The 13,716-nt window shown below is 71.7% G+C and carries 9 protein-coding genes and 1 pseudogene; 4 read left to right on the forward strand and 6 right to left on the reverse strand.

The features are described from left to right. Window positions 1-66 precede the first annotated feature (66 nt). Complete coding sequence (locus ACFY3V_RS35870) at window positions 67-1,449, forward strand: MFS transporter (RefSeq protein WP_389779655.1); 1,383 nt, start codon at window positions 67-69, stop codon at window positions 1,447-1,449. A gap of 105 nt (window positions 1,450-1,554) precedes the next feature. Continuing rightward, window positions 1,555-1,979: pseudogene (locus tag ACFY3V_RS35875) on the forward strand (transposase); the annotation flags it as partial. Window positions 1,980-2,016: 37 nt separating this feature from the next. On the opposite strand, the gene ACFY3V_RS35880 reads toward ACFY3V_RS35875, so the two are convergent. Further along, entirely contained in the window at window positions 2,017-3,486 is a 1,470-nt protein-coding gene (locus ACFY3V_RS35880; RefSeq protein ID WP_389779657.1) for an NCS2 family permease, read from the reverse strand. A 131-nt stretch (window positions 3,487-3,617) separates the two neighbouring features. On the opposite strand from ACFY3V_RS35880, the gene ACFY3V_RS35885 reads away from it, so the two are divergent. Next, window positions 3,618-3,878, forward strand: coding sequence for a DUF2530 domain-containing protein (locus ACFY3V_RS35885; protein WP_350945781.1), 261 nt, complete (start codon window positions 3,618-3,620; stop codon window positions 3,876-3,878). A 157-nt stretch (window positions 3,879-4,035) separates the two neighbouring features. On the opposite strand, the gene ACFY3V_RS35890 is transcribed toward ACFY3V_RS35885, so the two are convergent. Continuing rightward, window positions 4,036-7,311 (reverse strand): sacsin N-terminal ATP-binding-like domain-containing protein, encoded by a 3,276-nt coding sequence (locus tag ACFY3V_RS35890; RefSeq protein WP_389779659.1) that lies wholly within the window; start codon window positions 7,309-7,311, stop codon window positions 4,036-4,038. Between the two features lie 190 nt (window positions 7,312-7,501). Continuing rightward, window positions 7,502-8,317: a DUF3027 domain-containing protein gene (locus tag ACFY3V_RS35895; protein ID WP_389779661.1), complete on the reverse strand. Its 816-nt coding sequence runs from the start codon at window positions 8,315-8,317 to the stop codon at window positions 7,502-7,504. Window positions 8,318-8,756: 439 nt separating this feature from the next. Here ACFY3V_RS35895 and ACFY3V_RS35900 point away from each other — a divergent pair, with 439 nt between their 5' ends. Next, complete coding sequence (locus tag ACFY3V_RS35900; RefSeq protein ID WP_389779663.1) at window positions 8,757-10,367, forward strand: MFS transporter; 1,611 nt, start codon at window positions 8,757-8,759, stop codon at window positions 10,365-10,367. 28 nt (window positions 10,368-10,395) lie between these two features. Here ACFY3V_RS35900 and ACFY3V_RS35905 read toward each other — a convergent pair whose 3' ends face one another. From ACFY3V_RS35905 to ACFY3V_RS35915, 3 genes are all read right to left on the reverse strand, one after another. After that, the gene (locus ACFY3V_RS35905; protein ID WP_350945785.1) at window positions 10,396-10,794 is read right to left on the reverse strand and encodes a cold-shock protein; all 399 of its coding nucleotides are present in this window, start codon (window positions 10,792-10,794) and stop codon (window positions 10,396-10,398) included. 90 nt (window positions 10,795-10,884) lie between these two features. After that, complete coding sequence (locus ACFY3V_RS35910; RefSeq protein ID WP_350945786.1) at window positions 10,885-11,511, reverse strand: HAD family hydrolase; 627 nt, start codon at window positions 11,509-11,511, stop codon at window positions 10,885-10,887. 392 nt (window positions 11,512-11,903) lie between these two features. Then, on the reverse strand, window positions 11,904-12,416 hold the full coding sequence (locus ACFY3V_RS35915) for a hypothetical protein (RefSeq protein ID WP_350945787.1): 513 nt from the start codon (window positions 12,414-12,416) through the stop codon (window positions 11,904-11,906). Between the last annotated feature and the right edge of the window lie 1,300 nt (window positions 12,417-13,716).

Raw genomic sequence — 13,716 nt, forward strand, 5'->3', positions numbered from 1 at the left:
TGCCTGAACGGCACGAACGACCGGAGGCGGAGCCGGCCGCCGCCCCGGGCCGTTGGGTGACCGCGCATGCTTGATCTGCGCGAACGGTCCAGGCCGTTGTCGCCTGCCGGGTCCACGCTCATGGTGCTGTCCCTGTCACTCGGAGGTCTGGCGTTCGCGGTGCTTCAGTCGCTGGTCGCGCCCGCGCTGCCGACGATCGCCCGTGATCTGGAGGTCTCCACGGGCGATGTCAGCTGGGTGGTCACCGCCTATCTGTTGTCCGCCTCGGTGCTGACGCCCGTGCTGGGACGGCTCGGCGACATCGCGGGGAAGCGGAAGGTGCTGCTGGCCGTGCTCGCACTACTGGCCGGGGGGACCCTGCTGGCCGCGCTGGCCCCGAACCTGGCGACGCTCGTCGTGGCCCGTGCCCTTCAGGGCGCCGCCGGGGCGATCATGCCGCTGTCCATCGGCATCGTGCGGGACGAGCTGTCGCGCGAGCGGGTCTCCGTCGTCATCGGCCTGCTGTCGGCGATGGTCGGGGCCGGGGCGGGCGTCGGCATCGTGGCCGCCGGCCCGGTGGTGGATCACCTGTCCTGGCACTGGCTGTTCTGGCTGCCCCTCGTCGTGATCGTCGTCGCGTTCCTCGTCGCCGCCTGGTGCGTGCCCGAGTCGATCACAAGGACGCCCGGCCGTCTCGACCTGCCCGGCGCCGCGCTGCTTTCCGTGGCACTCGTGTCGCTGCTGCTGGCGATCAGCAAGGGCGGCGACTGGGGCTGGGCGCATTCCGCGACCGTGACGCTGCTCGCCGTCGGGCTGGCCACCCTGGTGCTGTTCGTCCAGGTCGAACGGCGGGTCCACGAACCGCTGGTCGACATGCGGCTGATGACCGTCCGCGGCGTCTGGGCCACCGATCTCGTCAGCCTGCTGCTGGGCTTCGCGATGTTCGGCACCTTCCTGCTGGTGCCGACGCTGCTCCTACTCCCGGTGACCACCGGGCCCGGCTTCGGCCTGACCGTCACCCAGGTAGGCCTGTTCCTGCTCCCCACCACGCTCATGATGCTGGTCTTCGGGCCCCTCGCCGGGCTGCTGGTACGCCGCGCGGGGCCACGCCCGCCGATGATCCTCGGCGCCGCCGCCGTCGCGGCCGCGTTCGTGCTGCTCGCGTACGTCCATGACGCGGCCTGGCCCATCCTCACCGCGGGAGCGCTGACCGGTGCCGGTATCGGCCTCGCGTTCGCGGCCATGCCCAACGCCCTCATCGAGAACGTCCCGCCGAGTCACACCGGCGAGGCGACGGGCGTCAACAGCATCGCCCGCACCATTGGCAGCGGCGTCGGCACCGCCGTCATCGCGCTGGTGCTCTCCCTGGACGCCGGCCGCGCCTTCACCGTGGGCTTCTCGGTCTGCGCCGGGGTGGGCATACTCGCGGTCATCGCCTCGGTTCTCGTGCCAGCACGTCCGCGGACATGACCACACGACGGCGCATTTCCCCATCGGCGAGCCGCGGCGACACCTGGCGCACTTCTCGTTGGCTCTTGGCGGCGTCACCAAGACCGTGACTCATTCGAATCGTGGCCGCCGGATCGCGCGAAGATCCACTTGATCACCGATCGGTCCGGTCTGCCGATCTCTGCCGCGATCGGTGCCGCCACCACCCACGACAGCAAAGCACTGGAACCGCTCATACGGGGGATTCCGCCGATCCGCTCCCGGCGAGGACCACACCGCCGCCGACCGGCAAGCTTCACGGTGACAAGGGCTACGACCGTCCGCGCCTGCGAGCCTTTCTGCGCGGCCGGGGCATCGTCCCCCACATCGCCCGCCGGGGGATCGAGGCCGGCGCGCGGCTGGGCCGCCCCTCCCGGGTCGTCGAAAGCGCCGTCTCCTGGCTGACCGGCTGCCGTCGCTCACAGCGTGGCTACGAACGCCGTGCCGACCGTTTCGCGTCCTTCGTAGCCATCCGCGGCCCTCATCCGCTACCGCCGAGGGCCGCCAGGTGATCCTGGACAGATCACCTGGCGGCCCTCGGCTTGGTTCTCAGCCCAGGTTGAGCAGGGCCTTGATCGGCCCAAGGGCGAAGTAGATCACGAACAGGCCCGCGACCGTCCACATCAGCGGGTGGACCTCACGGGTCTTGCCCTTGATCGCCTTGATCAGCACGAAGGTGACGAAGCCCGCGCCGATGCCGTTCGCGATCGAGTACGTGAACGGCATCAGGACGATGGTGAGGAACGCCGGGATCGAGATCTCGTAGTCGGTGAAGTCGATCTCGCGGATGGCGGTCATCATCAGGAAGCCGACCACGACCAGGGCGGGAGCCGCGGCCTCGTAGGGGACGACGGCGACGAGCGGCGAGACGAAGATGGCCAGCAGGAACAGCACGCCGGTGACGACGCTGGCGAGGCCGGTGCGGGCGCCCTCGCCGACACCCGCGGCCGACTCGATGTAGGTGGTGTTGGAGGAGACGGAGGCCGCGCCTCCGGCCGCCGCGCCGATCGAGTCGACGAGGAGGATCTCGCGGGTCCTGGGCAGGGTGCCATCCTCCTTGATCAGCCCGGCCTGCCCGCCGACGCCCACGATCGTGCCCATGGTGTCGAAGAAGTCGGTGATGAGGAGGGTGAAGATGAGCAGCAGGGCGAGGACGACCGAGACCGAGCCGAAGGCGCCGAGCGGGTCGAACTCCCTGAAGAGCACCAGCGGGTTGTTGAAGCCGAAGATCTGCTCGGGCAGCTGGGGGACGACGAGCTGCCAGCCCGCGGGGTTCGGCTGCTGGCCGGGCGTCACCGAGGCCCCGACGTTGGTGACGGCCTCGACGATCACCGCGAGGACGGTGGTGGCGATGATGCCGATCAGGATGGCGCCCTTGGTCTGACGCGCCACCAGCAGCACGATCAGCAGCAGGCCGACCACGAAGACCAGGATCGGCCAGCTGGTCAGCGAGCCCCCGATGCCGAGTTCCAGCGGCGGCCCGGCGGCCACGCGGCGGACGAAGCCGGCGTCCACGAAACCGATCAGCGCGATGAACAGGCCGATGCCGACGCTGATCGCCGTCTTCAGCTGGGGCGGGATGGCGTTGAACACCGCGGTACGGAACCCGGTCAGCACCAGGAGCCCGATGATCACGCCTTCCAGGAACACCAGGCCCATCGCCGACTCCCAGGACATCTGCGAGGCGATGCCGTAGGTGACGAAGGCGTTCAGGCCGAGGCCCGCGGCCATCGCGAAGGGGACCCTGCCGACGATCCCCATCAGGATGCTGAGCAGTCCGGCCACCAGGGCGGTGCCCGCCGCGACGAGCGGGACGTTGGGCGCGCTCCCGTCTCCGATGAACTGGCCTTCGACGTCCGGGACGGTGGCGATGATCAAGGGGTTGAGCACGACGATGTAGGCCATCGTGAAGAACGTGGCGAACCCACCGCGCACCTCCCTGCCCACGGACGAGCCACGGTCGGAGATGAAGAAGAAGCGGTCAACTTTACTTAATTCAGGATTTTTAACATCGCTCACTCGCGCAGAGTGACAGCGAGCTTTCCTTCTCGGAAGGCCCGGCCGTCGATGGTGATGGTTTCGAGATGGATTCGCGCCTTCACGTGACCCGTTTTGCGAATAGTGAGAGGTCGTCACCTAGTCTGGAGCGCGTGAACCAGCCACGACCTCCGGATCTGCAGCCGTTGAAGACCAACGACACGCTCACGATCCTCACGGGTACCGGCCTGTGGGCCGTCGCCCTGGTCGTCCTTCTCGTCGCGCAGCCGGGCCCCGAGCACCGCTGGTGGATCTGGACCTGTGTCTCGGGCATCTGCGGCGGCCTTTTCGGCCTCTGGTACGTGCGCCGCCGCAACCGCCGCCCGCCGCCCGAGGCCGAAGGGCCGATCGAGCCGACCACCACGATCACGTAAACCCCCGGGCCGCGCCCGGGGGTCCGCCCGCCCGTGGTTTCCCCACCCCGTCGTCGCCGTACTTCACCGTGGGACGCCCCCGAGCGCGCCCAGGGATCATCGCCCACGGTTCCGCCTCGCGGCGCCGTCGGCGTCCCCCGAGCGCCCAGGTGATCGTCTAGGTCGAGGCGGTCCAGCTGTCCAGGTCGGCCTCGGCGAGCAGCAGCGGCACCGCCGCCGGGTCGCGCAGCAGCGCCGCCACCGCGAGCCGGTCGCCCCACTGGCCGGACGCCCAGGCGAGCCCGCGCGCCAGCCCCTCCACACCCGAGGCGTGCACCGTGCCCTCGAAGAACCTCCAGGCCGCCGGGACACCGTCCACCAGCAGCCTCTCGTGCTCCACGTAGCCGCTGGGCGCGGTCGGCAGCAGCGACCGTACGGCGGGCGGGACGTCGCGCTTCTCGCCGGAGGACGTCACCTCACCCGCGGCCTCCTCACCGGCGAGCGGCAGGTCGAGCAGCTCCGACAGCGCCTCGGCCAGGTCGAACGGGGCCAGGATCAGCGGCCGGCCCGCGACGAGCGGCAGCAGGTCCGGCGCCTCGACCACGACCGGCTCACCCGCCGCCTCCGCGTCGCCCTCGGAGTCGGCGCCGACGGACAGCACGCGGCCGTCCTCGGCGTCGACGGCGACGATCGCGTCACCGAGGACGGCGCGTACGGCGCGCGGGGGCCCGACACGGGCGGGGTCGACGCCGGCGAGCGCCACCCACAGGGAGCGGAGCTGGGCGCGATCGACCTCCACGGAGGGGTCGCCCAGCAGGTCGAGCAGCTCGTCGGGACCACCGTGGGAGGCGAGCAGGTCGGCCAGCGTACTCCGGACCCCGATCATCGCCAGCGCGGCCTCGTCGACGACGGCGGGGGCGTCCCCGTACAGGCCGAACAGCAGCGGGTCGCCCGCGGGGAGCCGCAGCTCCGTGGGGCGCCTGCCGGCGAGTACCGGGTGCGTGGAGAGCCACCAGGCGGTGTAGGAGGGCACCTCCACGACCTCCCCCGCCACCAGGACCCGCAGCGGGTGCAGGACCGAACGGAGCGGCGGGCGCGACAGCAGGGCGAGGGCGGCGGGCCAGTCGGCGACGTACTCCAGGTCGCGTACGGCGGAGAACTCCCTCGCGACCGGCGGTACGGCCGTCTCGGGCAGCAGGTCGAGGACGACCTCCAGCCACTCGTCCTCGCGGTCCAGGTCGTGGTCGCACTCGTCGGGATCGATCATGACGTCGGAGTCGTTGACCACGGCGAAGCCGTCGAGCACCCCCGCCGCCGCGAGCACCCTGGGGCCGTACCGCTCCACCAGCTCCGGTGCGGCCGTGCCGAAGTGCGTCTCGCGGTCGAGCAGCCCGGCGAGCGCCCCGTCGGCGAGGAGCAGCTCGCCCGCCGGGTACAGCTCGCCGTCGGCGCCGCGCAGCGCCAGCTCTGACAGCCAGGGGGCGTCGCCCGCGGTCAGCCCGGCGGCGTCGACCAGCGCGAGCACCGCCTTGGCCACCGGTTCGGAGTCGGGGCTGTCCAGCGACTCCGAGACGGCGGAGCGGGTCAGCGGGTCCTCCAGGACGGTACGGGGCGTGGCCTCGCCCGCGCCGAGCCTGAGCAGGAGGGGATGGGCCGCGTCCGGGTGCACGACGCGCAACCCGAGCGGCGCGAGGACCGCCGGGTCCAGCCTGGAACCGTCGGTGAGCAGCAGCGTGCCGCGCGGCCCCCTGACCAGGCGGCCGTCGGCCAGCGGCACCGGCAGCGCGCCGAGGGCCTCGGGGTCGTCGGCGGGCAGCACCTCGTACAGCGACCGCCACCAGGCCGGGTCCCTGTCCTTGACGGCGTCGCCGGAGAGCATGTCCACGATGTCGGAGAGCTGCACCCGGTTCACGCCGAGTGCGGTGATCGCCGGATGCCGGGACGGCCATCCCGCGGGCAGCAGTCCGGGGATCATGGGGGCGACCCTCTCCAGCAGCTCGGCCGGGGCCGCGACGACGGACGCCTGCCGCCCGGAGACGACCGGCTCCGCACCGGCGGAGAGCGCGTCCGGGGAGGCGTCGCCCGCCGCGCCGGAGCCGACCCCTGCCGCGTGGAGACCGGCTCCGGCGTCGGCGGGACCGTCGGCGGGGTCGGGGAGCAGGAGCGAGGCACCGGAACCGCCCGGCCTGCCCGACGAGGCCGGGTCGGCGGGCGGCGAGAGCGCGGGAAGCAGCGGGGCGTCGGGGAGCCTGCGCAGGATCGCCCGGCGGATGCGGGCGTCCAGCTCACCCTTGCCCATCATGCCCGGGACGAGGTCGAGGAGCCGGGGAGTGCGAGGCAGCCCGGCGAGCAGTTCCAGGTAGGTGTCGGCGGCACGCTCGACCAGGAAGTCGGTGAGCGGGCCCGGCGCGACATGCCGCCGGTCGGTGGCCATCGGGAACGAGGCGATCAGCAACGCGGGCAGATCCAGCGGCTCGTCGCTCGGCGTGGGCGCGTGCACCACGGGCGGTACCAGCGCGGGCAGCGGCCGAGGCTCCCCGCCCGCCCCGACGAGCCTGGAGGACCCGGACCTGACAGAGCCGCCCTCGACAGAACCGGTCCCGGCGGCCTCGGACCCGGTGGCGGGCACGGGAGCGGTGACGGGCACCGCCCAGCGGACCAGCCAGTGCGGACGGGAGCGCTCCTCCGTCGGGCGGTCGGCGAAGAGCTCAGCCACCTGCTCGGGAGTGAACCGCCCGGAGTCCGAGACGACCTTCCAGCCCTCGGAGGTGACGGTCCGCGTCTCGCCGTCCACGTCGATCTCGATCGACTCCAGGGCGGGCAGGCCGAGCAGCAGGGCGGGGCTGGTCTCCCGCAGCATCGCCCGTACGGCCTCCTCGGCCGCCTCGTCACGAAGCGGCAGCCGCACGAGCGTGTCGAATCCCGCGGGGATCTCCACCGGGCCCGCGGGGAAGGGGAGACGCAGCAGCGGTACGTGCCCGCCGCGCTCGGCGAGCTCCTTGGCCAGCTCGGGCTCCGCGGCCACCAGGGCGGCGGTCTGGTCACGGGACCAGCGGACGACCCCGGAGCCGAGCGAGCCGATCACCGGCTCGTCACAGACCGACACCACGGCCGCGAACCCGACGCCGAACCGGCCGGCGGCGTGGGCGTCGTCGCGCTTGGCGGAGACACGCAGCGTGGACAGACCCTCGATCCCGGACCTGTCGACGGGGGCGCCGACGTTGGCGGCCGACAGCACGCCCTCGCGCAGCGAGAGGCGGAGCCGTCCGGGCACCCCGGCGCGGAGCGCGGCGTCCGCGGCGTTCTGGGCGAGCTCGACGATCAGCCGGTCGCGGTAGCCGCCGAGTGCGAAGTCCTCCTCCGCGTTGGCGTCCTCACGGAAACGGGCGGGCGAGGCCGTCCAGGCGGCCAGGACGGCGGAACGCAGTCGTTCGGTGCCGAAAATGTCAGTCAAGACGATGCTTCCAAAGGTCGAAGCCCCGCGCGACCAGGTGCCCCGGCCGCGACGGCCAGGACGACCAGTACGGCCAGGACGCCACGGAAGCGGCTCCCGGCCGCGACGGCCGGGTGTGCCGCGGGGGCGGGCGGCGGGGCGGGATGGACCCGGTGGTGCCCCGGGTTGGGAGCGGCCCGGCGACGCCGGGTCAGGAGTGACCGAGCGGCTCGGAGGCGGTGTCGTCCACCGATCCGGCCAGGTCTGGTTCCGAGACGTGCTCGGCGGTGTCGTAGGAGAGGTCGTCGAGGATCGGCGAGGTCGGCTCGACCTGGTGCGGCAGCACGGCGGCCTCGGAGTGGGCGCCGCAACCGTGGTCGGCGGCGACGACCCGCCCGTCGTCGGGAGCGTACTCGTTCGCGCAGACCCCGAAGCCGGTGCGCAGCGCGCCCGCGAGCGGCCAGTAGAAGCCGCAGGTGGAGCACTGGGCGGGCGCGGCGTGCGCGAGCGGGGTGTGCGGTCCCGACTCGCCGGAGTGCCAGCGCCGCACGGCGCGGTCGCGGCCGATCGGGGAGAGCACCCTGGCCCGGCCGAGACCGTACTCGAAGATCATCTGACGGTCGGAGTCGTCGTCGGTCTCGGTGAAACCGGGCGCGAGCCTGTCGTCGTCGTCGGAGGTGGGCAGCAGGTCGCCCACACCGAGATCGCCGGGACGCAGCCTCTCGCTCCACGGCACCCACTGCGGCGGCATCAGGGCCCCCGAGCCGGGCAGGAGCACGACCTCGCTCACCGTCACGTTGCGCGCCCGCGAGGCGCGGGCGACCGTGACGGCCCAGCGCCAGCCTCGGTAGGCGCGGTCGAGACAGGCGAAGTAATGGGTGACGACGCGGTCGCCCTCACCCTCGACCCCGAGGTGCTCGCCCACCTCTCCGGGCCTGACATTCTCCTCGACCGCGGCTCTGGCCAGGTCGACGGCCGCGACGCACGCCTGGTCAAGGACCACGGCGCGGGATCGAGTCCGACTCATGAGTCGCCTCCCGTCAGCCTCGCAGCACGACGGCTGCCGTCCCTACCGGCTGGCTCGCTCACTGCGCTCACAGTTCATTCTCGCCCATGCCCGGAGCGAACGGCACCGTGGACATCTAATCACCCGGGAAGTGATCCGGCGCCCCGGAGACCGGCCGTCATGGCGAGCCCGGGCGAGGTGGCGGACTCCGATCGCCCCAGGAGTGATCTGACGCACCCCGGATCCCCATGAGCAGACAGGCCCGCGGACCCTCTCCGATCATCCCTGGAGTGACGTGACGCCCCCCCGGAAGAGAACCCGGCCAGGCCGGTGGAGCCCGATCCCCCGGAGTGACCAGCCACCCCCTGAGAGCGCCCCGGCCGAGGCGGTGGCTTCGATCGCCAGGGGAGTGACCAGGCGCACCGGACAACTCACCCGCCCTTCGGGTATGACTGGATACGTGGCAGCTGGGTGGGAACGGGCGCGGAAGACGGTGGGCGATGCCTCCCGGTGGGTCGGCGAGGCCGCCTCCGCCGCGGGCAGGACCGCCGCGCGCGCGGGCCGCGGCACCGGCCGGGTGACGGCGAAGGCGGGCAGGGGGGCGGTCAGCGGCACCCAGCGGGCGGGCAGGGCCGCGCGGCGGCTGACCCACGCGCAGGGCGCGGGCCGCACCGGGCTGGGCCAGCTGATCGAGTTGACCGCCGCGCACAGCGTGGGCGACGCCCTGGTCACCGCGGCCCTGGCCGGGACGCTCTTCAAGCTCCCGGTGAACGAGGCACGCGGCCAGGTCGCCCTCTACCTGCTGATCACGATGATCCCGTTCGTGGTGGTCGCGCCGTTCGTCGGCCCGGTCCTCGACCGGTTCCGCTCCGGGCGGCGTTTCGTGATGGCCGGGACCCTCTTCGGCCGCGGGCTGCTCTGCTTCGCGATGGCGGCGGCGATCGTCCCCGGCGACGTGTTCACGATCTTCCCCGCGGCGCTCGCCGTGCTGGTCCTGTCGAAGGCGTACAACGTCTCCCGCGCGGCGATCATGCCGAGCGTGCTGCCCGCCGACATCGCACTCGTCACGGCGAACGCGAGGGTCGCCCTGTTCGCACTGGTCGCGGCGGGCGTCGCGGTGCCGATCGGCGCGGGCGCCAGCGCCTGGCTGGGCGCCGAGTGGGTGCTGCGCGGGGCGACGGTGCTCTTCCTGTTCCAGGGCGTGCTCGCCGTACGGCTCCCGCGCCACATCGACTCCCCCGATCTGGACGAACTGGACGACGAGGGCGAGGAGCGGCCACCCCGCTGGCGCACGATGCTGAACGTGGGTCCCGTGGTGACCGAGGCGATGCACGCCAACGTCGCCATCCGCCTCTACTCCGGGTTTCTGCTCTTCTACCTGCTGTTCCTCGTCCAGGACAAGAACCTGCCCGGCCTGCCGCCGGTGGTCGCCATCGGCGTGCTGGGAGCGGCCGCCGGGATCGGCGGGCTGGCGGGCACGGCCGTGGCCTCGTGGGTGCGCAACCACTCCCCGCAGGTCATCGTGCTCGGAACGCTCGCCCTGACGACCGCGATCACGATACTGGCGGCCGTCGTCTTCCAGTTGTGGAGCGCGGTGGCGGTCGCGCTCGCGGCCGCGTTCGCCCAGGGCCTGGGCAAGCTCGCGCTGGACGCGATCGTGCAACGGGAGATCGGCGAGGAGGTGCGCTCGTCCACGTTCGGGGTGGTGGAGGCCTTCCTCCAGATCGCGTGGGTGCTGGGCGGCCTGGTCGGGCTCTGGCTCTCGCTGTTCGCGAGCGGGACGGCGGGACTGGCCGTGATGTCCGTGGTGCTGGCGGGTTCGCTCGGCTGGCTGCTGGTACGCCGCCGAGGACGGGTCAAGGAGGTGGACGCCAGGGTCGAGGCCGCGAGAGGTCCGCGCCACTCCCCGTCAGGGCCGCACCCCACGGCGAACGGAGAGCGGCCCTCATCTGACGGCACGCCGGAGGAGCGGGTCGGGTCGTGGCCCGCCGGGACGACCACCGCGGTCGTACACCACGGGGATCCACCGACGGAGAAGCGGACCAGACCGCTCACCAACCCGCACGGCTGAGCCGCGAGGGTCTTCCGGCGGGTTCGGATCAGTCGTCGAGGTCGTCGGCGACGGCTCGGAGCACGGCGGCGATCTTCTTCGCGTGCGCGGCCTCCGGCTGCTTGCCCCTCTGGTACGACATGGAGACCGTGTCCAGGAGCTTGATCAGATCCTCCACGATGACGACCATCTCGTCGGGCTTCTTGCGCTTGCCCTTGGGCTTGGCGGTCTTGGCGAGTGTGGGCGGCTGATCGATCACTCGGACCGAGAGCGCCTGCTGGCCGCGGCGCCCCTCGGCCACACCGAATTCGACCTTCTGTCCGGGCTTGAGGGAATCCACGCCGGACGGCAGCGCGGAAGAATGCACGAAGACCTCACCGCCGTCGTCGCGGGTGAGGAAGCCGAATCCCTTGTCGGCGTCGTACCACTTGACCTTGCCACTCGGCACAGGGGTGACCTCGTTCAGACTGTCGTGAAAAGGAATGGATGTAGGTTATGCCCCGCAGGCGCCGGGAGCGACCGCGTATTGAGACCCGAATTACACGAGAACGGGGGTTCGCCAGTCGTCGAACCATTCGACGAACTCGGTCAGGTCACCCAAGATCACATCGGCTCCGTGATCACGCAGTTCTCCCGCCGGATAGACACCTGTCGCCACCGCCACGCTGACGACTCCCCCCGCTCGTGCCGCGTCGATGTCCGCGACATGATCCCCAACATATGCGGCGGCGCCGAAAGCCGCGAGGGCCGGACCCTTGGCCGCCCCGAAAACCGATCCGGCGACCTCGTCCACCTCCAGCCCGAGGAACTCGACCGTCCTCGCCGCGTCGCGGGCGTTCTTGCCCGTGACCACGGCGACCCTGCCTCCCACCCGCCGTACGGCCTCGACGGCCTCGCGCGCACCGGGCATGAGGGTGGTGACCGGGACGGCGATCGACGGATACAGCTCCCGGTAGACGTCGGCGGCGGCGGGAACCTCCTCGACGGGCATCCAGTTGGCCAGTTCCCACTCCAGCGGCGGCCCCAGTCTGCCCAGCACGGTGACGGTGTCGATAAAGATGCCGGTACGCAGCGCCACCTCCTCGTAAACGGCGGCGATGCCCGCACGCGTGTCGGCGAGCGTCAGATCGAGGTCGAATCCCACAGAGTTCACCAGGTCACTCACCGCTCCTTGTCCGCTCCGCGAAGAGATTCACGGAGAATCCCTCAAAGAATGCCAAATCCCCCCAAACATTGCTAATCCAGAGCGTTGTCCGTGACGCATCCCACCGCGGAAGCCTTCACGAAAAGATTCGCCTATCCGGAAGACGCGCCGACGCCTCCCCATCGGTTCTCCGGTGTTCGCGGAGACCGTGGGCGAGCCCTCGGGACCGCGTGGAGCGCGACCGCTTCTCCACCTCCCTGATGTGCCTCACCCTCGGCCCGCCGCCCCGGCTGATGGTCCGGACCATCCGCCGACAGACCCGGCGGCCGACGCGCCACCGGACGGTCACCCCGCGAGAGCGGAGGCCGTGACCACCCCGTGCGAGGCCGGAAGCCGTGAGGACTCCGATGGCGTCACCCGGGTCGGCGGGCTCCCCTTCCCACCGGCATCGGAGGATTGAGCAGGCGGTAGGCGAGCCAGAAGACGGCCCACGCCGTACCCAGCATGAACATGAGCCCGCTGATGGTGAAGAACTCGTCCACCACCGTGCCGAGGTCGTTCCTGGCCCGTACGAGGGCGACCAGGGCACCGCCGAAGGTGTAGCTCACGAGCGGAGCGGCCAGTCCCAGCGCCTTGTCGGAGGTGTGCCAGTTCTCGCAGGCGACCACGACGAGAGCCGCGACGGCCCAGACCAGCACCGGGATCGTGAAGATCGCGATCGGGGCGAACGGGAAGGGGATCAGCAGGCCGGCCAGGGCGAGCAGGACCATGCCGGCCGTCTCGCGCCGATGGCTCAGCAGGATCGTCCGGGTGTCCTGGGTGCCGGGGACGACGTCCTCCCTGGAACGGACCGGACGCCGTCGGCGCAGCCAGTCGGGACGGTTGCGCGCCCGCCTCCTGGCCAGCCGCTCCTCGGCCTCCCGCATGCCCCTGGCCACCCCGGGCGGAAGCTCCGGACGGCCCTCGGCGTCTCCCCGGACACCCGTCTCTTTTCGGACTCCGGTGTCTTCCTGAGGTCCCGTGTCTTCCTGAGCCCTCGCGTCTTCCTGAGGTCCCTGGGCTCCTTGGGGTCCCGGTTCCCCTCGCGACGCCTCCAAGCGCTCTCCTCCCCGGACCTCCCCGTCTTCCTGCTCTTCCCCCGACTCCTGTGGCGCGTCCGGTGTCGACCGCCGTGCCGCCGACGGCGGGAAAGGATCCCGCACGGCTGGGATCTCCTCGGTCGGCGGGTCGTTCTCCACCGCGTCCTCCCACTCGTCGACCCGATCCGGCTCGGGCCGACCCCGCGTGGGCCGGTCCAACTCGGGGCGATCCGACGCGGGCCGGTCCGACTCAGGGCGATCCGGCTCCGGGTAATCCGACACAGGAGCGGCCGATTCGGGACGGTCCGCCTGGGAGTAATCCGAAGCGAGACGGTCCGAGGCGAGACGGTCCGGCTCGGGGTGATCCGACGAGGGATGGTCCGACGAGGGATGGTCCGACACGAGGCGATCCAGCTCACGGCGCTCCGAAACGGGGCGATCCGACTGAGGTTCACCGGCATCGGGATGAGCCCCCATCACGGCGTACGGATGCCCTCGCACGGGTCGGCGGGGAGACGGGGAGACGGGGGGATCTCCGGAAACGGGCTCCTTCGATGTGGGAGCCGATCCCTCGGGGGAGGTTGAAGCGGAGCTCTGGGGAACGTCCCCCTCCGAAGGCTCCTCGGGAACGGCCCTTTTCGAGGGACCCTTGGGCGCCGCACCCTCCGGGGTGGGGGCCGGGTCATCGGGGGTGGGGGCGGCGAGAGGCACGAGTGCCACGGAAGGGATGGGGGTGACACCGCCGACGCCCGTGGCGGGATCAGCGCGGTCGGGGCGATCAATGCGGTCAGCACGGCCTGGACGGTCAGCATGGCCGGAGCGATCGACGCCATCAGCACGGTCTGGACGGTCGAAGCGATCGGCACGGTCAGGATGTGCGGTGTCGAAGCGATCGACATGATCAGCACGGTCAGCGTGGCCGGTACGTGTGCTGTCAGGACGATCCACATGACCAGCACGGGCGGCGCCGGGGAGCCCGGCGGCCCCCTCCCCCCGCGGCCTGGGGACCGTACCGGAGTCATCACGCCGGGATCTCCACAGATCCCGCAAGCCCCGCAAACTCGGAAAGCCCTCCTCGGAGACCCGTGGCTCGGGACGCCCCGGTGAAGTCTCCGGGGATGGGGACGGGGACGGTACCTCCCCACTC

Origin of the sequence: Streptosporangium sp. NPDC000095, assembly GCF_042899335.1 — a bacterium.
In the GTDB taxonomy this organism is placed as follows: domain Bacteria; phylum Actinomycetota; class Actinomycetes; order Streptosporangiales; family Streptosporangiaceae; genus Streptosporangium.